This window comes from Mangrovibacter yixingensis, from assembly GCF_020523985.1.
Classification (GTDB): Bacteria; Pseudomonadota; Gammaproteobacteria; order Enterobacterales; family Enterobacteriaceae; genus Mangrovibacter; species Mangrovibacter yixingensis.
In genome coordinates, this window is sequence record NZ_JAIVKM010000008.1 from 59,834 (window position 1) to 84,655 (window position 24,822).

23 protein-coding genes, 1 tRNA gene and 1 pseudogene are annotated in these 24,822 nt (G+C 49.6%); 15 read left to right on the plus strand and 10 right to left on the minus strand.

Translation table 11 applies throughout. The features are described from left to right. Window positions 1-9 precede the first annotated feature (9 nt). Window positions 10-3,348, plus strand: a pseudogene (gene mscM, locus LC084_RS19750) (miniconductance mechanosensitive channel MscM). 62 nt (window positions 3,349-3,410) lie between these two features. On the opposite strand, the gene epmA reads toward mscM, so the two are convergent. Next, window positions 3,411-4,388 (minus strand): elongation factor P--(R)-beta-lysine ligase, encoded by a 978-nt coding sequence (gene epmA, locus LC084_RS19755; protein WP_226573183.1) that lies wholly within the window; start codon window positions 4,386-4,388, stop codon window positions 3,411-3,413. Window positions 4,389-4,709: 321 nt separating this feature from the next. On the opposite strand from epmA, the gene frdA reads away from it, so the two are divergent. The 5 genes from frdA (at window position 4,710) to blc (ending at window position 8,657) form a co-directional block, all read left to right on the plus strand. Further along, entirely contained in the window at window positions 4,710-6,500 is a 1,791-nt protein-coding gene (gene frdA / locus LC084_RS19760) for a fumarate reductase (quinol) flavoprotein subunit (RefSeq protein ID WP_226573187.1), read from the plus strand. After that, on the plus strand, window positions 6,493-7,227 hold the full coding sequence (locus LC084_RS19765) for a succinate dehydrogenase/fumarate reductase iron-sulfur subunit (protein ID WP_226573189.1): 735 nt from the start codon (window positions 6,493-6,495) through the stop codon (window positions 7,225-7,227). Before frdA ends, LC084_RS19765 begins: the two co-directional genes overlap by 8 nt. A gap of 10 nt (window positions 7,228-7,237) precedes the next feature. Then, entirely contained in the window at window positions 7,238-7,633 is a 396-nt protein-coding gene (gene frdC, locus LC084_RS19770) for a fumarate reductase subunit FrdC (RefSeq protein ID WP_226573192.1), read from the plus strand. A gap of 9 nt (window positions 7,634-7,642) precedes the next feature. Then, the gene (frdD, locus tag LC084_RS19775) at window positions 7,643-8,002 is read left to right on the plus strand and encodes a fumarate reductase subunit FrdD (RefSeq protein WP_226573195.1); all 360 of its coding nucleotides are present in this window, start codon (window positions 7,643-7,645) and stop codon (window positions 8,000-8,002) included. A gap of 112 nt (window positions 8,003-8,114) precedes the next feature. Next, window positions 8,115-8,657, plus strand: a complete 543-nt coding sequence (gene blc / locus LC084_RS19780; protein WP_226573198.1) for an outer membrane lipoprotein Blc — start codon at window positions 8,115-8,117, stop codon at window positions 8,655-8,657. On the opposite strand, the gene sugE is transcribed toward blc, so the two are convergent. Beyond that, entirely contained in the window at window positions 8,643-8,960 is a 318-nt protein-coding gene (gene sugE / locus LC084_RS19785) for a quaternary ammonium compound efflux SMR transporter SugE (protein WP_226573201.1), read from the minus strand. The genes blc and sugE overlap by 15 nt on opposite strands. 315 nt (window positions 8,961-9,275) lie before the next feature. Here sugE and LC084_RS19790 point away from each other — a divergent pair, with 315 nt between their 5' ends. Then, the gene (locus LC084_RS19790; protein WP_226573203.1) at window positions 9,276-9,863 is read left to right on the plus strand and encodes a helix-turn-helix transcriptional regulator; all 588 of its coding nucleotides are present in this window, start codon (window positions 9,276-9,278) and stop codon (window positions 9,861-9,863) included. A 63-nt stretch (window positions 9,864-9,926) separates the two neighbouring features. On the opposite strand, the gene ecnB is transcribed toward LC084_RS19790, so the two are convergent. From ecnB to efp, 3 genes are all read right to left on the minus strand, one after another. Beyond that, the gene (gene ecnB / locus LC084_RS19795) at window positions 9,927-10,073 is read right to left on the minus strand and encodes a lipoprotein toxin entericidin B (RefSeq protein WP_226573206.1); all 147 of its coding nucleotides are present in this window, start codon (window positions 10,071-10,073) and stop codon (window positions 9,927-9,929) included. A gap of 101 nt (window positions 10,074-10,174) precedes the next feature. Beyond that, complete coding sequence (locus tag LC084_RS19800) at window positions 10,175-10,303, minus strand: entericidin A/B family lipoprotein (protein ID WP_226573208.1); 129 nt, start codon at window positions 10,301-10,303, stop codon at window positions 10,175-10,177. Window positions 10,304-10,379: 76 nt separating this feature from the next. Then, on the minus strand, window positions 10,380-10,946 hold the full coding sequence (gene efp, locus LC084_RS19805; RefSeq protein ID WP_226573209.1) for an elongation factor P: 567 nt from the start codon (window positions 10,944-10,946) through the stop codon (window positions 10,380-10,382). A 41-nt stretch (window positions 10,947-10,987) separates the two neighbouring features. Between efp and epmB the strand changes: the two genes are divergently transcribed. Then, window positions 10,988-12,016 (plus strand): EF-P beta-lysylation protein EpmB, encoded by a 1,029-nt coding sequence (gene epmB, locus LC084_RS19810; protein WP_226573211.1) that lies wholly within the window; start codon window positions 10,988-10,990, stop codon window positions 12,014-12,016. A 132-nt stretch (window positions 12,017-12,148) separates the two neighbouring features. On the opposite strand, the gene LC084_RS19815 is transcribed toward epmB, so the two are convergent. From LC084_RS19815 to LC084_RS19835, 5 genes are all read right to left on the minus strand, one after another. Beyond that, complete coding sequence (locus tag LC084_RS19815; protein ID WP_226573213.1) at window positions 12,149-13,789, minus strand: methyl-accepting chemotaxis protein; 1,641 nt, start codon at window positions 13,787-13,789, stop codon at window positions 12,149-12,151. Window positions 13,790-14,319: 530 nt separating this feature from the next. After that, window positions 14,320-14,673 (minus strand): DUF4156 domain-containing protein, encoded by a 354-nt coding sequence (locus tag LC084_RS19820; RefSeq protein WP_226573215.1) that lies wholly within the window; start codon window positions 14,671-14,673, stop codon window positions 14,320-14,322. A gap of 127 nt (window positions 14,674-14,800) precedes the next feature. Then, the gene (gene groL / locus LC084_RS19825) at window positions 14,801-16,447 is read right to left on the minus strand and encodes a chaperonin GroEL (RefSeq protein ID WP_226573217.1); all 1,647 of its coding nucleotides are present in this window, start codon (window positions 16,445-16,447) and stop codon (window positions 14,801-14,803) included. 46 nt (window positions 16,448-16,493) lie between these two features. Then, window positions 16,494-16,787, minus strand: coding sequence for a co-chaperone GroES (locus tag LC084_RS19830; protein ID WP_226573220.1), 294 nt, complete (start codon window positions 16,785-16,787; stop codon window positions 16,494-16,496). 134 nt (window positions 16,788-16,921) lie between these two features. Next, window positions 16,922-17,395 (minus strand): FxsA family protein, encoded by a 474-nt coding sequence (locus tag LC084_RS19835; RefSeq protein WP_226573221.1) that lies wholly within the window; start codon window positions 17,393-17,395, stop codon window positions 16,922-16,924. 345 nt (window positions 17,396-17,740) lie between these two features. Between LC084_RS19835 and aspA the strand changes: the two genes are divergently transcribed. From aspA to hisN, 7 genes are all read left to right on the plus strand, one after another. Further along, on the plus strand, window positions 17,741-19,177 hold the full coding sequence (gene aspA / locus LC084_RS19840; RefSeq protein ID WP_226573224.1) for an aspartate ammonia-lyase: 1,437 nt from the start codon (window positions 17,741-17,743) through the stop codon (window positions 19,175-19,177). A gap of 112 nt (window positions 19,178-19,289) precedes the next feature. Further along, on the plus strand, window positions 19,290-20,591 hold the full coding sequence (locus LC084_RS19845) for an anaerobic C4-dicarboxylate transporter (RefSeq protein ID WP_226573227.1): 1,302 nt from the start codon (window positions 19,290-19,292) through the stop codon (window positions 20,589-20,591). A 94-nt stretch (window positions 20,592-20,685) separates the two neighbouring features. Beyond that, window positions 20,686-21,009, plus strand: coding sequence for a divalent cation tolerance protein CutA (gene cutA / locus LC084_RS19850; RefSeq protein WP_226573230.1), 324 nt, complete (start codon window positions 20,686-20,688; stop codon window positions 21,007-21,009). Further along, entirely contained in the window at window positions 20,985-22,742 is a 1,758-nt protein-coding gene (locus tag LC084_RS19855; protein WP_226573232.1) for a protein-disulfide reductase DsbD, read from the plus strand. The genes cutA and LC084_RS19855 overlap by 25 nt, the downstream gene beginning before the upstream one ends. 14 nt (window positions 22,743-22,756) lie before the next feature. Beyond that, window positions 22,757-23,332 (plus strand): transcriptional regulator, encoded by a 576-nt coding sequence (locus LC084_RS19860; protein WP_449826309.1) that lies wholly within the window; start codon window positions 22,757-22,759, stop codon window positions 23,330-23,332. Between the two features lie 115 nt (window positions 23,333-23,447). After that, window positions 23,448-23,523 (plus strand) — tRNA-Phe (locus LC084_RS19865). A gap of 503 nt (window positions 23,524-24,026) precedes the next feature. Beyond that, on the plus strand, window positions 24,027-24,818 hold the full coding sequence (hisN, locus tag LC084_RS19870; RefSeq protein WP_226573238.1) for a histidinol-phosphatase: 792 nt from the start codon (window positions 24,027-24,029) through the stop codon (window positions 24,816-24,818). The last annotated feature ends 4 nt before the right edge of the window (window positions 24,819-24,822 follow it).

Genomic DNA, 24,822 nt, shown 5'->3' on the forward strand with positions numbered 1-24,822 from the left:
GTACGCAACGTGCGCCTGCTAATCCTGTTTCTGGTGACTCTGAGTCTCAGCCTGGGGGCGCACGCCGCCCCTTCTACAACAGATAACGACGCAATTGCTCAGGCACTGGAGCAAGCGAAAACTAATAAAAATCAGCCAGGCCAGGCGGAGCTAATTGAAACCCTTCAGGCAGCATTGAACGCCCTTGATGAGCGCGCACACGCCCAGCAACAGGCCGATGAATACCAGCAAGTTATCGATAATTTTCCCAAACTCTCTCAATCGTTACGCCAGCAACTGGCTACCTCGCCCACGCAAACGGAAAAAATCCCTGCCTGATTACCCACAGACGTGCTGAACCAGGAAATTCTCCAGCTCAGCAGCAAGTTGCTGGATAAAACACGGGAAGCTCAGCAGGAGCAAGAGAAAAGCCGCGATATTACCGATTCACTGAACCAGTTGCCGCAACAGCAGACCGATATTCGCCGGCAGCTGGGTGAACTGGAGCGCCGTTCTGGTATCAGTGTGTCCAATACGCCTCTGGCACAGGCACAACAATGGGCGCTTCAGGCGGATATCAGCCGTTTGCGGGCCAGGCTTACTGAACTGGAACTGGCACAGCTTTCTGCAAATAATCGCCAGGAACTGGCAAGGCTACGAGCAAACCTTGCTGAAAAACAAAGTGAGCTGTTAGACGAGCGGCTACAGGCACTACGAAATCAACTTAATAATCAGCGCCAACGCGAAGCAGAGAAAGCGCTGGAAAGCACTGAGTTATTGGCGGAAAACAGCGAAAACCTGCCACCAGAAATTGAAGCACAATTTACGGTTAACCGTGAACTTTCTCAGGCTTTGAATCTGCAGGCTAACCGCATGGATCTGGTTGCATCCCAGCAGCGCCAGGCTGCAAACCAAATTCTGCAAGTACGCCAGGCGCTCAACACACTGCGTGAGCAATCGCAATGGTTGGGGGTATCTAACGTGCTGGGTGAAACACTGCGTGCTCAGGTTGCCCGTTTGCCTGAAATGCCCAAGCCGCAGCAAGTTGATACCGAAATGGCGCAAATTCGTGTTCAACGGTTGCGCTATGAAGACCAGTTGAACAAACAACCGCAATTGCGCCAAGTTCGCCAGGCCAGTGGCCAGCCACTGACTCAGGAACAAGAACGTATTCTTAACGCCCAGTTACGCACCCAACGTGAATTGCTGAGTTCGTTACTGCAAGGGGGCGATGCGCTTATTCTTGAACTGACGAAACTGCGAGTCGCCAACAGCCAGTTAGAAGATGCACTGAAAGAGGTCAACGAAGCCACCCACCGTTACCTGTTCTGGACTGCAGATGTCAGTGCTATCTCTTTGAGTTGGCCACTGGATATTATGCAGGATCTGCGCCGTCTGCTCTCGCTTGATACCCTGGGGCAGTTGGGGAAAGCAGCGGGCATGATGCTTACCAGCCGGGAAACACTGATTCCTTTGTTTGCAGCGCTGGTATTGGTTGGCTTCAGTATCAGTTCCCGCCGCCGCTTTTCAGCTTTCCTGCAACGGTCAAGCAGCCGGGTGGGCAAAGTCACTCAAGATCATTTCTATCTCACCATTCGCACTGTTTTCTGGTCGATTCTGGTTGCTTCCCCTTTACCCGTCTTATGGGGAATCCTCGGACACGGATTACAACAAGCCTGGCCCTGGCCAATTGCAGTCGCAGTTGGGGACGGCGTGACAGCCACCGTGCCTTTACTTTGGGTGGTGATGATTTGCGCCACTTTTGCACGCAGCAATGGCCTGTTTGTTGCCCACTTTGGCTGGCCGCGCCACCGGGTAGCCCGGGCTATGCGTTATTACCTGATGAGCATTGGTTTAATTGTGCCGCTGATTATGGCGCTTATCATGTTCGATAACCTCAATGACAGGGAGTTCTCTGCTTCGTTGGGCCGGCTGTGCTTTGTTCTGATTTGTGGTGCGTTGGCTATTGTCACACTCAGTTTAAAACGCGCCGGGATCCCTTTGTGGCTGGATAAACAAGGTAATGGCGACAATGTCCCCAACAGGCTGTTTTGGAACTTACTGATCTGCGCACCAGCGCTGGCAGCACTGGCATCACTGGTGGGTTATCTCGCAACAGCCCAGGCCTTGCTGGCACGCCTGGAAACGTCTGTCGCTATCTGGTTTTTACTGCTGGTTATCTACCATATCGTTCGCCGCTGGATGCTGATTCAGCGCCGCCGTCTGGCATTTGACCGGGCCAGGCATAGACGGGCGGAGATCCTTGCCCAACGGGCAAAAGGGGAAGATGAATCGGTACAGGGCCACAGCGCAGAAGGCAGCCCGGAGTTTCCTGAAGATGCCGAGATAGATCTGGATACGATCAGCGTTCAGTCTCTCCGCCTGGTGCGATCCCTGCTGACACTGGTCGCATTGATCTCTGTGATCGCATTATGGTCAGAGATCCATTCGGCATTCAGCTTCCTGGAAAACATCTCATTGTGGGATGTCACCACCACTATACAGGGTGTGGAAAGTATCGAACCCATTACCGTTGGCGCGGTGCTTATCGCCATTCTGGTGTTCATCATCACTATGCAACTGGTACGTAACCTGCCAGCCCTGCTGGAACTGGCAATACTACAGCACCTGGATCTCACCCCCGGCACAGGCTATGCCATTACCACTGTGACCAAATATTTGCTGATGCTGTTAGGTGGCCTGGTCGGGTTTTCCATGATTGGTATTGAGTGGGCCAAATTACAGTGGCTGGTTGCTGCATTAGGTGTGGGGCTGGGGTTTGGTTTACAGGAGATTTTCGCCAACTTCATTTCCGGGCTGATTATCTTGTTTGAGAAACCCATTCGTATTGGCGATACCGTAACGATTCGTGACCTGACAGGCAGTATCACCAAAATCAACACCCGCGCCACCACCATTAGCGACTGGGATCGCAAAGAGATAATCGTCCCCAACAAAGCCTTTATTACTGAACAGTTCATTAACTGGTCGCTGTCTGATTCCGTTACCCGTGTAGTGCTCAGTGTCCCAGCACCAGTCGAAGCCGATACCGAAACCGTTACGGGTATTTTACTTACAGCAGCACAGCGTTGTTCACTGGTCATTGATAACCCACCGCCAGAGGCTTACCTGGTCGATATACAACAGGGCATTCAACTTTTTGAACTGCGTATTTATGCTGCAGAGATGGGGCACCGCATGCCGTTACGTCATGAACTCCACCAATTAATTCTGCTGGGCTTCCGGGAACAGAGTATTGACCTGCCGTTCCCACCGTTCCAAATGCGGCTGGAATCTCTGGATGGTAAGCGTAGCGCGACCACCCTCACCTCTTCGGGCAAAGGCGTGCGAACGCCAGGTAGTTTGTAAAAACAAAAACCCCCGCCATACTCTGGCTGGGGTTTTAATCAGTTGGTTTTCGCAGTGGTTTATCAGGCCCTGTCCACAGTAAAAGCAATCACCTCAGATAAACTTTCTGCATTCAGTGCCAGCATCATCAGGCGATCAACACCCAATGCAACACCGGAACAATCCGGCATACCAGCTTTCAGTGCTTCCAGCAGGTTAACGTCCACGGGCTGTTGAGGAAGCCCTTTTGCGGCACGTTTACGGTTATCCTGCTCAAAGCGCTGTTGTTGTTCACCTGCATCGGTCAGCTCATGGAAACCATTCGCCAGTTCCACGCCCCGGAAATAGACTTCAAAGCGCTCTGCCACACGGTGGTCTTCCGTACTGATTTGCGCAAGTGCGGCCTGGCTTGCCGGGAAATGGTACACAAAAGTCGGCTTATCTTTACCAATATGTGGTTCCACACCCATGGCAAACAACAATTGCAACAGCGTATCCCGGTCTTCTTCGGTATCAGCGATATTACTTAAATCAAGGCGGGCAGCGACTTCACGTAACTGCTGCTTATCTGCAGACAGCGGGTCGATTTCAAGATACCGCTGAAACGCTTGCTGATACGAGAGCGATTCTGCCGGGCTGCATTCCAGCACTTGTTGTAACAAGTCATCCACCTCGTTCATCAGGCGATACATGTCATAGCAAGGCCGGTACCATTCAAGCATCGTAAACTCAGGGTTATGGTAACGCCCCATTTCTTCATTACGAAAACTACGACACAACTGATAAATCGGCCCACAACCTGCCGCAAGCAAGCGCTTCATGTGGTATTCCGGGCTGGTCATTAAATACAGGTTCATCCCTTGTGAATGACCCGGCCCCACAAAGCGGGTTTCAAAAGGCACTAAATGGACGTCAGTAACTGTTGCCTGGCTCATACAGGGAGTTTCAACTTCAAGGACACCCCTGTCCGAAAAAAAGCGCCGTATTCCGGCCATCATTTCAGCACGTTTGAGTAAATTGGGGACTGATGCGCCCGGCTGCCAGATTGCCGTATCGCTCATGGTACTTTCTCCGGTTTGACACAAGGGCACGCAGTCTACTCGCATCTCTATAAAGAGACAAATTTTGCACAGCAAAATTTGCTGAATCAGCCCGTCATTCCTGGTTTGACGCGATTTTTTATAAATCAGTCAGTGACATTAGTTGATTGTTGCGGATATCAACAAAAAAATCGAACACGTCAATTTTCCCTGGATTTAACAAGGTTATACTGGCCTCCCCACAAAGGAGCAGGGGAAAACGTTCGCTTTCGCTATCGGCCATTGTGTGAGCTACCTTTGGAACAGATGCGTTGCGAAATAACCATAATCTGGAGGAATGTCGTGCAAACCATTCAAGCTGATATCGCTATAATTGGTGCCGGCGGTGCAGGTCTTCGCACTGCAATTGCGGCAGCGCAGGCGAATCCACAAGCCACCATCGCGCTGATATCCAAAGTCTACCCCATGCGCAGCCACACTGTTGCTGCTGAAGGTGGATCTGCCGCGGTCGCACAAGATCATGATAGTTTCGAGTATCATTTTCACGATACCGTTGCAGGTGGTGACTGGCTATGTGAACAGGACGTTGTTGATTATTTTGTTCATCACTGCCCAACAGAAATGACGCAACTCGAACAATGGGGGTGCCCATGGAGCCGCCGCCCGGACGGGTCGGTTAACGTGCGTCGTTTTGGGGGGATGAAAATAGAAAGGACCTGGTTTGCCGCAGATAAAACCGGCTTTCATATGCTCCACACCCTGTTCCAGACTTCTTTGCAATTCCCGCAAATTCACCGCTTTGATGAACACTTCGTCCTCGACATTCTGGTCGATGAAGGCCATGTGCGTGGCCTGGTCGCCATGAATATGATGGAAGGGACACTGGTGCAAATCCGTGCCAATGCCGTGGTCATGGCAACCGGTGGGGCTGGCCGTGTTTATCGCTATAACACCAACGGTGGGATTGTCACCGGCGATGGTATGGGCATGGCACTGGCTCATGGTGTACCGCTGCGTGATATGGAATTTGTGCAGTACCACCCAACCGGGTTGCCGGGTTCCGGCATCCTGATGACAGAAGGCTGCCGTGGTGAAGGCGGTATTCTGGTTAACAAAGATGGCTACCGTTACCTGCAGGATTACGGTATGGGGCCTGAAACACCATTGGGTGAGCCAAAAAACAAATATATGGAGCTGGGCCCACGAGACAAAGTCTCACAAGCGTTCTGGCATGAGTGGCGAGCGGGCCGCACCATTGAAACCCCAAGGGGCGATGTGGTGTATCTGGATTTGCGCCACTTGGGTGAGAAGAAACTACTCGAACGCCTGCCGTTTATTTGTGAACTGGCGAAAGCCTATGTTGGTGTAGATCCCATCAAAGAGCCGATTCCCGTTCGCCCAACTGCGCACTACACCATGGGCGGAATTGAAACCAACACCGAATGTGAAACCCGCATTGGTGGTTTGTTCGCTGTGGGCGAGTGCTCTTCTGTGGGGCTGCATGGTGCCAACCGCCTGGGGTCCAACTCTTTGGCTGAACTGGTAGTGTTTGGCCGTCTGGCGGGTGAAAAAGCAATGGCTCACGCAGCACAGGCAAGTGCGGGTAATGACAATGCTTTGAATGCTCAGGTAGCCGATATTGAACGCCGCCTGACAAACCTGGTTAACCAGGAAGGAAGCGAAAACTGGGCTAAAATCCGTGACGAAATGGGCCTGTCGATGGAAGAAGGCTGCGGGATTTACCGTACCCCAGAGCTTATGCAGAAAACTATCGATAAACTGGCTGAGCTGCAGGAACGATTTAAGCGCGTGCGCATTACCGACACCTCCAGTGTATTCAATACTGACTTGCTCTACACCATGGAACTGGGCCACGGGTTGAATGTTGCGGAATGTATGGCGCACTCAGCCCTAGCACGTAAAGAGTCTCGTGGGGCACATCAACGCCTTGATGAAGGTTGCACTGAGCGTGACGATGTGAACTTCCTCAAACATACCCTGGCGTTCAGGGATGCAGAGGGGCACACGCATCTGGAATATAGCGATGTGAAAATCACCACTCTGCCACCAGCGAAACGCGTTTATGGCGCCGAAGCGGAAGCAGCCGACAAAAAGGAGACGGCGAATGGCTGAGATGAAAACCATGAAACTGGAAGTGGTGCGTTATAACCCGGAAACGGACAACGAGCCACACAGTGCGTTTTACGATGTTCCCTGGGATGAACAAACCTCATTACTGGATGCACTGGGTTATATCAAAGATAACCTGGCACCAGACCTCAGTTACCGCTGGTCCTGCCGTATGGCTATTTGCGGTTCATGCGGCATGATGGTTAACCAAATTCCCAAGCTGGCCTGTAAAACCTTCCTGCGCGATTACACTCAGGGTATCAAAATCGAAGCATTGGCAAACTTCCCCATTGAGCGGGATCTTGTCGTAGATATGACTCATTTTATTGAAAGCCTTGAGGCGATTAAGCCCTACATCATTGGCAATAATCGCTCGCCAGAACAAGGGCCAAATACCCAAACTCCTGCGCAAATGGCACGTTATCACCAGTTTTCCGGGTGTATCAACTGTGGCTTGTGTTATGCCGCCTGCCCGCAGTTTGGCCTCAATCCGGAGTTTATCGGCCCGGCAGCCCTGACGCTGGCCCATCGCTACAATCTGGACAGCCGTGATCATGGCAAGAAAATGCGTATGCCCGTGATTAACGGTGAAAATGGTGTGTGGCCCTGCACATTTGTCGGCTTTTGTTCTGAAGTCTGCCCTAAACATGTCGACCCGGCAGCCGCAATTCAGCAAACAAAAGTGGAAAGTGCAAAGGACTTTTTAATCGCCACCCTGAAACCACGCTAAGGAGTGCAGCATGACCACAAAACGTAAACCTTATGTGCGCGCAGTTGCCCCGGACTGGTGGCAAAAACTGCCGTTTTACCGTTTCTATATGCTTCGTGAAGGTACATCTGTTCCGACAGTCTGGTTCAGCGTCATCCTGATTTATGGGTTGTATGCATTAAAAGGCGGGGCAGAATCCTGGGCGGGCTTTGTTGGTTTCCTGCAAAACCCCGTGGTTATCATTTTAAACCTGATTACCCTGGCGGCCGCCTTGCTGCATACCAAAACCTGGTTCGAACTGGCACCGAAGGCTGCCATTCTGATCGTTAAAGGTGAGAAATTACCCCCACAACCCCTGATTCGCGCACTGTGGGCAGTCACTGCCATTGTCACTGTCGTGATTCTTGGCGTGGCGCTGTTCTGGTAAGGAGGCATTATGACAAATCAACAACCTAAGCGTTCCGACGAACCGGTATTCTGGGGGCTGTTTGGCGGCGGCGGTATGTGGGGAGCGATAATCGCACCGGTTATCGTCCTGATAGTCGGGATTATGTTGCCGCTGGGTTTTTACCCCGGTGAAACACTTGGATATGAACGCGTCCTGGCCTTTGCACAAAGCTTTATTGGCAGAGTGTTTATTTTCCTGATGATAGTCCTGCCCTTGTGGTGTGGCCTGCACCGTATCCACCACGGCATGCACGATATGAAGTTCCATATCCCTGCCGGGAAATGGGTATTTTACGGGCTGGCAGCCATCCTCACGGTTGTCACACTGATTGGTGTAGTCTCTATTTAACAACCATAACCAGCCTGGCGGGATAACAAACCGTCAGGCTAAAAAAATTATCCACTTTCCCCTACATTTTTCCCGCTGCTTCCTACACTTAAAAGAAAAAAGGAAGCAAACTATGCGTAAAAGTTTCTGTCTTGCCATCCTGCTTGGCGTTGCCACGTTAACAGGCTGCAGCAATCCCGTTCCCCCGCCCGGCGTAACCGTTGTCGAGAATTTCAACATCAACCGCTATCTTGGCACCTGGTATGAAATTGCCCGCCTTGACCACCCTTTTGAAAGTGGGCTGGAACAAGTCACAGCAACTTACGGTTTACAGGTAAATGGCGGTGTTAGTGTGATTAACCGCGGTTACAACCCGGCGCGTGACATGTGGCAGTCGGCACAAGGGGAAGCCTGGTTCACTGGCGACCCCTCTAAAGGCGCGCTGAAGGTCTCGTTCTTTGGGCCATTTTATGGCGGTTATAATGTGATGGCTGTTGATAAATATTACCAACATGCCTTGCTGTGTGGGCCGGACAAAAACTATTTGTGGATATTGTCCCGAACCCCAACACTCAGCACAGAAGTAAAAAACCAGTATATCCAGTTAGCTCAACAGCAAGGCTTTGATACCAGCAAGCTGATATGGGTAAAACAAGTACCGTCATTGGCTAAATAGCTTCACCCCCAGGATACCCGCAACAATCATTGCCAGGCTGAAAAGTCTGGCTGGTGTGGCGGGTTCACCTTCCCAGACAATACCAATAATTACTACCCCCACCGCACCAATACCGCTCCACACGGCATACGCAGTGCCAGCGGGAAGGCTTTTAATAACATGTGAGAGCAATAACAAACTGAGCGCCATCGCGCCAAGAACAATAACAGAAGGATAAAAACGGCTGAAACCGTAGGTATGCTTTAACCCGGCAGCCCAAATGACTTCCAGCAAACCGGCAAAAATGAGTAATAACCAAGACATAGGGGCTCCATAAGGGGCCGTCCCCAATGTATTAATAACCCGATACAGGCCGTCCTGTGCGGGAGAAAACATCGTTAACCCAGCCAACTCACCACAAAAACGGACCGAGAGAGCAACGGGCTATACACCAAACAGAAATTTATCCTGGCAAACCCGTTCTGGGAATGCAACCACCACTTTCTTGTTTGACTAACGTGAGAAATAGCACTGCTTATACTGCCAGTTCCATAATTCAGTTAGCCGCGTTTCTTTCTATGATGGCACATTACCCAAAAAAGTGGCTTAGGCTATTTTGTTACCGGATGCAGAATATGTATGTTTAGCGTATTACTTGTGGATCGTTGTTACTATAGCCGCTTCGGGTTGAAATCTCTGGTCATGACATCAGGAGATTTATCGGTTAATTTTAATATTGTTGACACAGATAACTTATTATTTGCCCGAGAGTACATACTACGGTACCAGCCAAATATTGTGATGGCTGACTTTCATGGTTTTCTGAAAGAAATACATCATGTTCAACAACTGGCATCGATTTCTCTTGCCTGTGGCACATCAACCCGGCTAATTATTCAGCAAAGTAACCATACTCCACCTGAGTTAATGGCTTTGCATGAAGTTATGGGTGCCTGGAAAATACTCGATAAAAACAACACACTCAGTAATATTAAAGAAATATTACAAGAGTCTCTTTTCTCCCGTCCACCTTTTGGGTTGCAGCGGGAACTCACACCATTACTGACACTGAGAGAAGAAAAAATTCTTGCGTTATGGGAGCAGGAGGCCAGCAATGAAAATATTGCCAGTAAAATGGGGATATCGGTGAAAACCGTTTATACCTACAAGCGGAATATCCGTATGAAGCTTGGGGTGAATAACCGCCTTGCGTTATTTTTAACCTAAGAATATAAAATGATGGTACCCGCAGACACCATCATTTTGTCATAACATAAAGTTTTACTGTGATTATTGCTGGGCATTTGTTGCCGCGTTAGAAATAGCACTACCGCCTTCCTGAATATCTTGCCCAACACCACGAGTTGTATTACATGCAGTCAGTGCAGTAGTACAAATCAGCGCAGCAAAAAACGCCGCAATCGTTTTCTTAATCATAATCGTATCCTTATCTGTCATCATTTATTGGTTAGGGACAATAACAAGGATAGTGCACCATAAAGAGTGCAACGAAAAATTAAGACCAGGCTGAGAAAAGATTAGTCGGAGGCGCGCTGAATAGCCCCACCAAGGTGCTGGACATCTTCGCCAAAACCCCGGGCAGTATTACAACCAGACAATAACGCAACAACCAAAATGATGACCAGTGATTGAACCGCTCTTACCATCGCATTACCCCGGCAAAACAGAACCTAACAAGCTACAGCGCAGGCAGAGAAGCCCACGCTGTAAACCAAAATACACTTATTTCACGCGAGATACGTATTCACCAGAACGTGTATCAACACGGATAACTTCGCCAATCTGAACAAACAGCGGCACTTTTACCACTGCGCCAGTGGACAGAGTAGCAGGTTTGCCACCAGTACCCGCGGTATCACCTTTCAGACCCGGATCGGTGTCAACCACTTCCAGTTCAACGAAGTTTGGCGGAGTTACAGAGATAGGCTGCCCATTCCACAAGGTCACGATACATTCAGCCTGATCCAGCAGCCATTTTTCGTTTTCGCCAATCGCTTTCGCGTCTGCCGCCAACTGTTCGAAGGTTTCGTTGTTCATGAAGTGCCAGAACTCACCATCGTTGTACAGGTAAGTCAGGTTCATATCGATAACATCAGCACCTTCAGCGGAATCAGTAGATTTGAAGGTTTTTTCTACACGGGTACCGGTCAACAGACGACGCAGCTTAACACGCGCAAAAGCCTGACCTTTCCCTGGTTTAACGAATTCGCTGGCTTCAACCGCATAAGGTTCGCCATCTAACATGATTTTAAGACCAGAACGAAAATCGTTGCTATAGTAAGTCGCCATAAGGCCCTCTGAAATTATTAACTGGTAGCTTAGCCAAAAAAATGGCACACATTGTAACCCTAAAAACCCCTTCCAGAGAAGATTGGTTATCGCAACTTGCCGATGTTATAACCGATCCTGATGAACTTCTGAATATTTTAAATGTAGACACTAATGAGACACTGTTAGCTGGGCGCGATGCCAGGCGGCTATTTGCTCTGCGAGTTCCACGCGCATTTGTGGCACGAATGGAACCGGGAAACCCCAGCGATCCACTATTAATTCAGGTACTTACCAGCCAGCAAGAATTCACCAATGTAGCTGGTTTTAGCGAAGACCCACTAGAAGAACAGCACAGTGTCGTGCCAGGTTTGTTACACAAATACCGTAACCGCGCTTTGTTGCTGGTAAAAGGCGGTTGTGCAGTAAATTGCCGTTATTGTTTCCGCCGCCACTTCCCGTATGCCGAAAATCAGGGCAACAAACGCAACTGGCAAAGTGCACTGGACTACATTCAAGCTCACCCAGAACTGGATGAAATCATTTTCTCTGGTGGTGACCCACTGATGGCGAAAGACAGTGAGTTGGACTGGCTGATAACCTCACTGGAAGCAATTCCACATATCAAGCGGTTACGCATACACAGCCGCCTGCCTGTGGTGATCCCTGCCCGGGTAACCTCCGCTTTATGCGAACGTATTAAGGCATCCCGGCTGCAAGTACTGCTGGTGAATCATATTAACCACGCTCAGGAAATAGATGACGCAGTGCGGGATGCAATGGCCCGGTTGCGCGCGGCGGGCGTAACATTACTCAACCAAAGTGTGTTACTCAAAAACGTGAACAACGACGCGCAAACCCTGGCACAGCTCAGTAATGCATTGTTTGATGCAGGAATCCTGCCCTACTACCTGCATATTCTGGACAAAGTGCAGGGTGCAGCCCACTTTCTGGTTTCTGATGACGAAGCTCGGGCCATTATGCGCGAACTACTCACCATGGTGTCGGGTTACCTGGTGCCTAAACTCGCCCGGGAAATTGGCGGGGAACCCAGCAAGACGCCACTGGATCTGCAATTGCGCCAACAATAACGTTCGGTTGGTGCCCACCCGTGTTTGAAAAAACGCAAAAAAAAGCACTGCCGGGCTCCTGCCTCGGCAGTGAAAGGTGCCTGTCAGCCTACCGGGAAAGATGGCGTGACAGGCTTTCGGGCTTGTTATCTGTTAAAACGTTTCCCAACCAGTATCGTTCCCACTGGCACCCGCTGGAGCGGCCAGTTGTGGCGCACGAGAACGGGATGGTGCAGCGGTTTCATGATGCCCACCTGGTAAGCGGAACACATTGACCATTTGCTGCAACTTCCCAGCCTGGTCTTCAAGGCTATTCGCCGCCGCAGACGATTCCTGTACCAAGGCAGCGTTTTGCTGTGTAGTGGTATCCATTTCTGTCATTGCCTGAGCAATCTGGCTTATCCCACGGTTTTGTTCATCTGACGCGGCTGCGATTTCCTGCATCAGGTCTTTCACCTGGGTTACCGAACTCACGATACCGCTCATACTTTCACCAGCCAGGTCAACCTGGCGAGCACCTTCATCTACATGTTTAACTGATTCCTGAATCAGGGTTTCAATCTCTTTGGCTGCCTGAGCACTGCGTTGTGCCAGTGAGCGCACTTCTCCCGCCACTACCGCAAACCCACGCCCCTGGTCGCCAGCACGAGCTGCTTCAACTGCAGCGTTCAGCGCCAGAATATTGGTCTGGAACGCAATCCCATTAATCACTGATGTAATTTCAGCAATACGGCGCGAACTTTCGCTAATGTCCTTCATACGTGCTACTGCGGAGCTGACTACCTGGCCACCATGAGTTGCAGTATCTGACGCGGCAATTGCCAACTGGCTCGCCTGATGCGCGTTCTGAGCATTCTGTTTAACGGTGGAGCTGAGTTCTTCCATGCTGGCTGCTGTTTCAACGACCGCTGCAGACTGCTGTTCAGTACGGGCAGACAACTCGTTATTGCCCAGTGAGATTTCATTGGCCGCAGAGCTGACTGAACGTGAAGCACCACGTACCTGTCCCATCGCTTCTGCCACCCGAGCAACCAGGTTATTAAATGCAGTGATAGCCATACCGATTTCATCCTGGCGGCCAGCAGACATACGGTGGCTCAAATCCAGGTTTTCACTAATGGAGACCATGCCGCTTTTCATTTCATTCAGGCGACGACGAATACCGAGCACGGTAACCAGCCCAAACGCACCGAGAATCACAGTTGCCAGTAATGTTGCAGCAACAGAAAGTGTCATAGAGCGGTTGATCAAACTGCTGCTTTTCTGGTTGGCTTCATTCACCAGTTGGTTGTTGTACTCAACTTGTGCTTTAAAGTCTTTAGCCAGCAGGCTGACCTGGTCTGCTACCAAACCACCGGTACGCATTGCTTTGGTGACTTCGGCGCGGTCATTGGATTCTGAAATTTTAAAGAACTGATCCATCACACTACGAAAGCTTTCCAGGTCGGCCATGGTTTTTTTCGTCAGTTCTGCATCATGTTCATCAGAGATCAAGTCATTCAGATAATGCTGGTGTGCTTTATACAGTTCATCATAAAGTGCAATCGCATTACTTTTAATTGCCCCCATTCCAGCCAGGTCTTCTGTTAGGCCATGCTGGTAAAGCTGAGAACGGATATCGGTAACCTTCATCATTTCATTATTGATTACAGTAATGCTGGGCAACGTATTCGCCTGAAAATAGGTTGCATCATCACTTATCTTAGATAATGAAATCATTGAAATAACATTCGTCACAATCAAACTCAGTATCAGTAGAGAAAAAGCAAGTAACAAGCGCTTGGTGATGTTCATACATCCTCCCGGTAACCATGAATTTATTTTTTGGTGTAAAACTGGTTTTCAAAATCAATAATAAAAAATGTAAAACACAGGCATTCACTTTTATCTATTTTCTGTTATCGGCAGGTTCCCCCCCCCCTTGAGTCTTATTCATTATTAATCGCAAAAAGTTCTGAATGCTGTGAAAAATATCACAATAAATAAAGCTTAAGAAACCTTAATACATTGATAAATAAAGCCAAATTTAATATAGCAGGCTAAATATAACCTGAGTTCATATTTGTATATATTTAATTAACGCTTAATTATGAAAAAAATAATTTGAGTTTGATACATACAAAAACAGAACAGTAAGAAATATAAAGATGTAAAAATAATCGGGGATTAAGGAGAGAATTAACCAACCCTAAAATGTTAACGCTGGAGGTAGGTATAAAGATAACACCAGGCTATGTTGCCAGTACAAAAATGACGTTACTACAAAAAGAGCAACACACGGGCAGCGTGAGCTTATGCACTTGCCGCCCGGTGCCAATAAACAATTACTGTGCGCATTTATAAACCTGACCAGTCATTTCGCTGGCCGTAGGTACAAAACTGGAGATAAGGCCCTGGGTTGGGCTGCTGACACCATAAAGTACATTACCGCCCATAGCTGCTGCTTTGTTACGCAGGTCATTCGCTGCGCCGCGCAGTGAACCGCCTTCGTTACCAGCCTGGCCAGACAACCAGTTACTTTGCTCACCCGTTGCGGTACCCAAATACTGGCACTCACTTGAAGGCTTCTCTTCAACAAAACGAACAGACTGCCCGGCTGAAGTCAATTGATTACTGGCGCTACACCCTGCCAATAACGCAGCCATGGCAATTAGCCCGGCCGATAGTTTTATCTGCATATGATTCCCCATTAGTAAAAAAAATCGCGCCAATTTAACCAGATAAACCTTATACCACACCCAGAAAAAGAAAACCCCCGGTGAAATTCACCAGGGGCTTTTTCTGCTAACTTAAGGTGCAGGGCAATTACATCATGCCGCCCATGCCACCCATGCCGCCCATACCACCAGCAGCACCTAAATCAGCTTTTTCTTCTTTCGGCAGGTCAGTCACCATACATTCAGTGGTGATCATCAGGCCAGCAACGGAAGAAGCATACTGCAGTGCAGAACGGGTTACTTTGGTCGGATCCAGAATACCCATATCGATCATGTTGCCGTATTCTTCAGTTGCAGCGTTGTAACCGTAGTTACCTTCGCCTGCTTTCACATTGTTGGCAACAACTGACGGTTCTTCACCGGCGTTAGACACGATCTGACGCAGTGGAGATTCCATGGCACGCAGCGCAACTTTGATACCAACGTTTTGGTCTTCGTTTGCAGCAGTCAGGCCAGCGATTTTCGCAGCAACGCGCACCAGTGCAACGCCACCACCAGCAACCACGCCTTCTTCCACAGCCGCACGAGTTGCGTGCAGTGCATCTTCTACGCGTGCTTTCTTCTCTTTCATTTCAACTTCAGTAGCTGCGCCAACTTTAATAACGGCTACGCCGCCAGCCAGTTTGGCAACACGTTCCTGCAGTTTTTCACGGTCATAATCAGAAGTCGCTTCTTCGATTTGCTGACGAATCTGACCAACACGGCCCTGGATAGCAGCTTCATCGCCCACGCCATCAATGATGGTGGTGGTATCTTTGTTGATAACCACACGTTTGGCCTGGCCCATATCTTCCAGGGTCGCTTTTTCCAGTTCCATGCCGATTTCTTCAGAAATCACCGCACCACCAGTCAGTACAGCGATATCCTGCAGCATTGCTTTACGGCGGTCGCCGAAGCCCGGTGCTTTAACCGCAGCAACTTTAACGATACCACGCATGGTGTTAACAACCAGAGTTGCCAGTGCTTCACCTTCAACGTCTTCAGCAATGATCAGCAGCGGTTTGCCTGCTTTTGCTACCGCTTCCAGAACTGGCAGCAGTTCACGGATGTTGGAGATTTTTTTGTCAGCCAGCAGGATGAACGGGTTTTCCAGTTCAACAGCACCCGTTTCTGGTTTGTTGATGAAGTAAGGAGACAAGTAACCGCGGTCGAACTGCATACCTTCAACAACATCCAGTTCGTCTTGCAGGCCAGTGCCTTCTTCAACGGTGATAACGCCTTCTTTACCTACTTTTTCCATCGCTTCTGCAATCAGTTTACCCACGGTTTCGTCGGAGTTTGCAGAGATGGTACCTACCTGAGCGATTGCTTTGGAATCAGAGCAAGGCACAGACAGGGCTTTCAGTTCTTCAACAGCAGCAGCAACTGCTTTGTCGATACCGCGTTTCAGGTCCATCGGGTTCATGCCAGCAGCAACAGCTTTCAGGCCTTCGTTAACGATAGACTGCGCCAGAACAGTTGCAGTAGTGGTACCGTCACCTGCAGCGTCGTTCGCTTTAGAGGCAACTTCTTTCACCATTTGCGCGCCCATGTTTTCGAACTTGTCTTCCAGTTCGATTTCACGCGCTACAGATACACCGTCTTTAGTGATGGTCGGTGCACCGAAGGATTTGTCCAGAACTACGTTACGGCCTTTCGGGCCCAGGGTAACTTTTACCGCGTCTGCCAGGACATTAACGCCACGCAACATTTTTACACGGGCGTCATTACCGAATTTTACGTCTTTAGCTGCCATTTTCTTTCCCTTAAATTCGTTCGTTCAGTGTTATCGCGCGTGGTAATTACGCTTCAACAATTGCCAGGATGTCGGATTCAGACATGATCAACACTTCGTCATTGTCGATCTTCTCAGCTTTAACGCCGTAACCATCGTTGAAAATTACGATGTCACCCACTTTCACATCCAGAGGTTTCATTTCACCGTTTTCCAGGATGCGGCCATTGCCCACAGCCAAAACTTCACCACGAGTTGATTTACCCGCGGCAGAGCCAGTCAGAACGATGCCGCCAGCTGATTTAGATTCAACTTCTTTACGCTTGACGATCACACGATCATGCAATGGACGAATTTTCATTGATAGCTCTCCTTTGAGAAAGTCCGTATCAGTTATAGGGGTTATGCCGGTTCATATTTCCCGGCTGGTGACCAGAGAGATGGGGATGCAGTTTCTCCCCTTCAAGGGGAGAAACAAAAAATTTTCAGATTTTTTTATCGATCATCACGCTCGTGGTCTGAAAGGCGGTCAGACGAATTATCTTTACGCTGAAACTCGCCATCAAATGTCTGCCCACCCTGACCTTCGCCATAAAAATTCCCGCCCATCCAGCTAAACCGTAAATGCGGCATTAACTTCATGGTCAGGTGTTTCTGAACTGGGGGTAACAGGAGTAATAAACCGAGGAAATCGGTAAAGAACCCAGGCAGGATCAACAGCAGGCCAGAGATAATCAGAGAAACACTTTTGATCATTTCAGCGGCCGGGCTTTCACCCACCGACATACGCTGCTGCATTAGCATCAGGTTTTTAAAGCCCTGGTTACGCACCAACGACATCCCAACGACTGAAGTGAAAATCACCAGAAGGAGTGTCAGCAATACACCCAGAACATGGGCAACCTGAATAAAAATAGAGATCTCTACATACACATAGAGAAAGAAAGCAAGAAACGGTATCCAGCGCACAATGGCTCCTGTAATAAATCAGGCAGCAACGCTACCTGCATAGAATGAAGTGGGACACGTTAACCCTGTAATCAGAAGTGGGGGCCTGAGCGCAAAAATCAATCATCAGCCCATTATTTTTATGAAAAGGATATAAGCGGTGAGCCATTTCACATATTAGTAACTGTTATGAAAATTCACAGATAATAAGTGATCGAGATTACGGCAATCGGCTATGATCAGCATATCATGTTAACCACGTAGCCAAAATGGACATAATCGTCGGTTACGTGATGGAATAACCACATATCGTTTGTGTGTATTTTTTATCCATGTTTGCCTGAACACGAAAAAAGGTTGATTCACATGCTAAACAACATTCGTATTGAAGAAGATTTGTTGGGTACCAGGGAAGTGCCGGCAGAGGCCTACTACGGTATACACACGCTCAGAGCGATTGAGAACTTCTACATCAGCAACAGTAAAATCAGCGATATACCCGAATTTGTTCGCGGTATGGTCATGGTAAAAAAAGCCGCTGCACTGGCAAACAAAGAGCTGCAGACCATTCCCCGTAGCATTGCCAACACCATTATTGCAGCTTGTGATGAAGTGCTGAATAACGGCAAATGCATGGACCAGTTCCCGGTCGATGTGTTTCAGGGTGGCGCGGGCACATCCGTTAACATGAATACCAATGAAGTGCTTGCCAACATTGGGCTTGAACTGATGGGCCACCAGAAAGGGGAATACCAGTACCTGAATCCAAATGATCACCTTAACCGTTGCCAGTCTACCAATGATGCCTACCCCACAGGTTTTCGGATTGCGGTTTATGCATCACTTATCAAATTAGTCGATGCCATCCACCAACTGGGAGAAGGCTTCCAGAATAAAGCTGTCGAATTCGAAACTGTCCTGAAAATGGGCCGCACCCAATTGCAGGATGCTGTGCCAATGACTCTGGGCCAGGAATTCCACGCTTTCAATGTGCTGCTCAATGAAGAAACAAAAAACTTGTTACGTACCGGCGAATTACTGTTGGAAGTCAACCTCGGTGCCACCGCAATTGGCACACGTTTGAACACGCCAGACGGCTACCAGCAACTGGCGGTACAAAAGCTGGCGGAAGTGAGTAACCTGCCTTGTGTACCAGCCGAAGACCTGATTGAGGCTACGTCAGACTGCGGGGCTTACGTTATGGTACACAGCTCACTGAAACGCCTAGCGGTAAAACTGTCCAAAATCTGTAACGACCTGCGCCTGCTCTCTTCCGGGCCACGCGCCGGGCTGAACGAAATCAATCTGCCAGAACTCCAGGCCGGGTCGTCAATTATGCCCGCCAAGGTCAACCCGGTGGTGCCGGAAGTCGTTAACCAAGTGTGCTTTAAAGTGATTGGTAACGATACCTGCGTCACCATGGCTTCAGAAGCCGGGCAATTGCAGCTCAATGTAATGGAACCCGTAATTGGCCAGGCCATGTTTGAATCCATTCACATCCTGACCAACGCCTGCTACAACCTGCTGGAAAAATGCGTCAATGGCATCACTGCCAACAAAGAGGTGTGTGAGAGCTACGTCTATAACTCTATTGGGATTGTTACCTACCTTAACCCGTTTATCGGCCACCATAACGGCGATATTGTCGGCAAAATCTGCGCCGAAACCGGCAAAAGCGTCCGGGAAGTGGTTCTGGAACGTGGTTTGCTGACAGAAGCAGAACTGGATGACATTTTCTCCGTCAACAATCTGATGCACCCGGCGTATAAAGCCAAAAGGTACACCGATGAAAGCGAACAATAGATACCAGCTATAACCCAACAAAAAGGCACGTCTCTGGCGTGCCTTTTTATTTTGGAGTGAACAATGTCATAACATTTTCTTATCGTAAACCTAACTAACCAAGGAAGATCATATGTTTGGAGCACAACTTGTTATTGTCCTGGCGGCAATTTATCTGGGTGCGAGGCTAGGAGGAATCGGTATCGGCTTTGCCGGTGGTCTGGGTGTACTGGTGTTAACCTTGTTTTTCCAGGTTCCTCCTGGTGCCATACCTTTTGATGTAATTGAAATTATTATGGCGGTTATTGCTGCCATCGCCGCCATGCAGGTAGCCGGGGGTATGGATTACCTCGTCAGCCTGGCCGAGAAATTATTGCGCCGTCACCCAAAATACATCACCTTCATTGCCCCCATGGTAACCTGGTTGATGACTATTCTGGCCGGTACCGGACACACCGCGTTTTCAACCATGCCGGTGATTACTGAAGTGGCGAAAGAACAAGGTATTCGTCCTTCTCGCCCCCTTTCTATTGCGGTTGTCGCATCACAAATCGCCATTACCGCCTCTCCCATTTCGGCGGCAGTGGTTTTCTTCGCGGGCATCCTGGAACCACTGGGAATCAGCTACCTGCAACTGCTGGCCGTGTGTATCCCCGTCACCTTTGTCGCCGTAATGCTGACAGCAGTATTGTGTAACTTCCTGGGCGGGGAGTTGAAAGATGACCCGGTATACCAGGAAAAACTGGCGAAAGGGGAAATCGAACTGCGGGGAGCCAGCAAGATTGTCCTGAAACCTCATGCCAAACGTGCCGTCATGCTGTTTCTTGCCGGGATCGTTGCGGTTGTCCTTTATGCTACCGCTATCAGCCCAACCGTAGGGTTAATTGACAACCCAGTGCTGCCACGTAATGAAGCTATCGTCGTGTTCATGCTGACTGTCGCCACTCTGATTTGCCTGACTTGTAAAGCCAACAGTAGCGAAATCCTCAATGCCAGCACGTTTAAATCCGGCATGAGTGCCTGTATTTGCGTGCTGGGTGTTGCCTGGCTGGGCGATACCTTTGTTAAAGGCCACATTGAAGACATTCAGCACCTGGCAGGAGGGTTACTGCACAACTACCCCTGGTTACTGGCTGTTGTTCTGTTCTTTGCCGCAACCCTGCTCTATTCGCAAGCCGCAACCACAAAAGCACTGATGCCTGCTGCATTGATGCTGGGCGTCAGCCCACTGGCAGCCGTCGCCTCTTTTGCCGCGGTATCGGCCCTGTTTGTACTGCCCACCTACCCAACTTTGCTGGCCGCTGTAGAAATGGACGACACAGGCTCCACTCGTATCGGGAAATATGTCTTTAACCACCCTTTCCTGGTCCCTGGCGTGGTCGCCATTGTTCTGTGCGTTATCCTCGGCTTTATTTTTGGTGGGCTCATCCTGTAAAACAACTCAAATTCCGGGCCTGTACCAGGCCCGGTCACTCGCTTATCTCTGCATCGTGTTATAGTCGTGGTTTTGGTTAACCAGAGGTTCATCCATGGCAACAACAGATGCTGTAGTCGTGCTGTGTACCGCACCCGATGAAGCCACAGCCCAGGAGCTGGCTGCGAAAGTTTTAGCTGAAAAGCTTGCGGCATGCGTCACCATTTTGCCAGGCGCATCGTCCATGTATTACTGGGAAGGTAAACTGGAGCAGGAATATGAAGTGCAACTGATCCTGAAAACCAATACCCAGCACCAGCCAGCTTTACTGGCCTGCCTAAAAAAACACCACCCTTACCAAACCCCCGAGTTACTCGTTTTGCCGGTAACTGATGGCGATAAAGCATACCTTTCATGGCTCAACGAATCCTTGTCCTGATCCTCTGCCTGTTCAGCACCCCGGTGTTTGCCGGGCTGTTTGATAACCAGAACACTAATAATTTCGTGCCTGCCAGTAAGGCATTCCAGTTCGATTTTCAGCAACAGCAACAGCATTTGATGTTGCGCTGGCAGATAAAACCAGGATTTTATCTGTATAAGAAACAGATAAAACTGACGCCCACAGCGGCTACTCTGGGCGAAGTAACTTTCCCGCAGGGTGAATCCCACCACGATGAATTTTTTGGTGACAGCGAAGTCTACCGCCAGCAACTCACACTGCCTGTGGTATTGAAGCAGGCCAGCCAGACCGCGCATATTACCGTGACCTGGCAAGGGTGTTCTGACCGTGGCGTTTGCTACCCACCTGAAAGCCAGGATATTCCGCTCAGTGAGGTAGTGCCGGCCGCGTCATCTTCCATAACCCAAGGTTCTGAAACTGGCGAAAAAACAGCCATACCACCAGGCGAGGGGCAGACACTGAGCGCCCCGCCATCGAACAGCCCTTTCTCCCCACTCTGGGCATTGTTGATTGGCGTGGGAATTGCCTTCACGCCTTGTGTACTGCCCATGTACCCCCTGGTTTCCGGCATTATTTTGGGTAACGGGCAATTATCACAGCGCCGCACACTGTGGCTGGCACTGTTATATGTACAGGGTATGGCTATTACCTACACACTGTTGGGGCTGGTTGTGGCAGCCGTGGGTTTGCCTTTCCAGGCCGCGCTGCAAAGCCCGTGGGTGTTAAGCATTATTTCCGCCGTGTTTATCCTGCTTGCATTATCCATGTTCGGGGTATTCAGCCTGCAACTGCCTGGTTCATTGCAAACCCGCCTGGCGCTGTTAAGTAACCGCCAACAAGGCGGTTCAGCCCCCGGCGTACTGGCTATGGGAGCTATCGCCGGGCTGATTTGCTCCCCCTGCACCACCGCACCACTGAGTGCCATTTTGCTGTACATCGCCCAGAGCGGAAACTTGCCCCTCGGCGGTCTCACTCTGTGGTGCTATGCCACCGGGATGGGGTTACCTCTGGTGGCTGTCGCACTCTTTGGGCGTCGCCTGTTACCGAAAAGCGGCCCCTGGATGGAACAGGTAAAAGTCGCATTCGGCTTTGTTATCCTGGCCTTACCGGTCTTTTTGGTGTCCCGTATTTTGCCCGGAATCTGGGAACCTCGCCTGTGGGGGCTCTTGGGTGTGGCATTTTTCTCCTGGAGCTTTATTACCCTGCTGGCAGTTAAGCACCCGGCGGTACGGGCAGTGCAAATTCTGTTATTAAGTGCCGCATTAATTTGCGCCAGGCCATTGCAGGATTGGGTATTTGGTGCACCGCAGTCTGCATCCGCAAGCCATCTGGTATTTCAGCCAATAAAAGATAATAACGAACTGCAGCACTACCTTAAGCAGCACCCAAGGCAGCCAGTCATGGTTGATCTGTACGCCGACTGGTGCGTGGCCTGCAAAGAGTTCGATAAATACACGTTCAGTGATCCTGGCGTGCAACAAGCACTGAAACAGGTTCATCTTCTCCAGGTCGACGTCACAGAGAACTCACCTAAAAACAAAGCATTGCTTGCTGCACACCAGGTGCTTGGGCTACCGACCATCCTATTTTTTGACGGGCAAGGTCAGCCACTGGATAAGTTACGGGTCACCGGTTTTATGGACGCCCAGGCGTTTCTCCGCCATTTGCAGAAACTGCCCAGTTCAACAACAATTGACAATAATGAACAGTGATGGAGGGTTATTGCGTGCAACGTGAAGCTGTACTGGAATCGGCGCTGCTGGCAATGGAGCGTAAAGGGTTGGCGACTATCACGCTGGCTCATGTAGCCGAGGAAACAGGCATGACCGTGGAGTCACTGCAACTTTTTTGGCCAAACAAAGAAGCCATTATCTATGATGCGCTGCGTTACCACAGCCAGCAAATTGAAACGCACCGCCGCCAGTTGCTGCTGGATGACACGCTGTCTGATGAGCAAAAACTGCTGGCCCGCTATAAAACGCTGACCGAGTGTGTAGCTCAACAACGTTACCCCGGCTGCCTGTTTATTGCGGCCTGTAGTTTCTGGCCAGATGCAGAAGACCCTATCCACCAACTGGCAACAGAACAAAAACGAGCCGCCTGGGAATATACCCATACGCTGCTCAACCGGCTGGATGTGGACGACCCGGCAATGGTGGCAGACCAGATGGAGCTGGTTCTGGAAGGCTGCCTGAGCAAGCTGTTAGTTAAACGCCACCAGGAAGATGTGGACACAGCAGCCCGGCTGGCGCAAGATATTCTGCGCTTTGCACAGTGCCGCAAGGCTGGTGCTCTCACCTGACCGAACACTTTTTGTCAAACCATGCACAAAAAGCAGGCAATCAGATGAGATTTGCCGTGTTTTTGTGATAAAGGCGTTGACGCCTTGCAGCCTTTACGGTTTAATGCGCCCCGTTGCCCGGATAGCTCAGTCGGTAGAGCAGGGGATTGAAAATCCCCGTGTCCTTGGTTCGATTCCGAGTCCGGGCACCACTTATTCAGAGAACCCAGCCTATGGCTGGGTTTTTGCTTTTCTGAAACCGGACTCTCCATCGAACTCCGTTCGATTATTCGCCGTAAACGGCTCACCCCTTCGGGGCCAGCGCGGCAGGCGCGCTGTTCAACGCCTTAAGGCGTTAGTCCGGGTCCGGGCACCACTATTTAAAGAACCCGCCCAAAAGGCGGGTTTTTGCTTTTCTGAAACCGGACTCTTCATCGAACTCCGTTCGATTATTCGCCGTAAACGGCTCACCCAGCAATTGCCAGCGCTGACCACAAACGCCACCTCTCTTTCAGCCTGCCTGCTGGCCAAGATTACTACTGAACAATCTGGTAAGCCTGCCCATTCCTGTCGTATCCGAATACAACATAAACAAACTGCCAGTGAAAAACCGCCCACATCGAGCACAAAAAATACAAAACGAGCACTAAAACATTGCCATATACAGCCAAAACTAACACAATCTAGCTTTAGAATTACCCAACAGGAGCGAGAAATGCCACTAAAGAAACCTGAATCAGACTTTCTCCATGAACTGGCGAACATAGCTGAACAGCGAATCTTAAGCAGTTATCTTAAGTCTCACTGTATTAATATCAGTACCAAACCTAAAGAAGGTTTCAGGTTCGATCCGGTGACAAACATTGACCGGGAAACTGAAATAATCATCAGGAGAATGATTTCCGAACGTTTTCCTGAGCATGCCATTATGGGTGAGGAATTCGGCGACACAGGGAGCAGTATGTATAAGTGGGTCATAGACCCGATTGATGGTACCCGCCCATTCCTGTGTGGCCTGCCAGTATGGGGATGTCTGGTTGGGTTGCTGGAAAATGGTGAAGCAGTAATGGGAATGATGAGCCAGCCCTATACCGGAGACCGTTTCTGGTCTGATGGCAAATTCTCATGGTTTTCAGGGCGGTTCGGCACTTCAATAATGAAAACAAGACATGACGCAGAGCTTCACCAGGCCATTCTGCATACCACCTCACCCGAATCGGTCAAACTTTATCATAATAATAAATTCGACTTATTACAGAATCAGGTACTCATGACCCGTTATGGTGGTGAGTGCTACGCAATGGCAATGCTGGCTGCCGGCCATATTGATATCTGCGTAGAATACTCTCTGCAGCCATACGACATTGTTGCATTTATACCAATTATAGAAAACGCCGGAGGTGTCATTACAACTATTGATGGCAGACGGGCTGAAAATGGTGGTGCGATTGTAGTGAGTGCAAATGAGCAACTCCATGAGCAGGTATTGAATATTCTTAATTCATGATAAC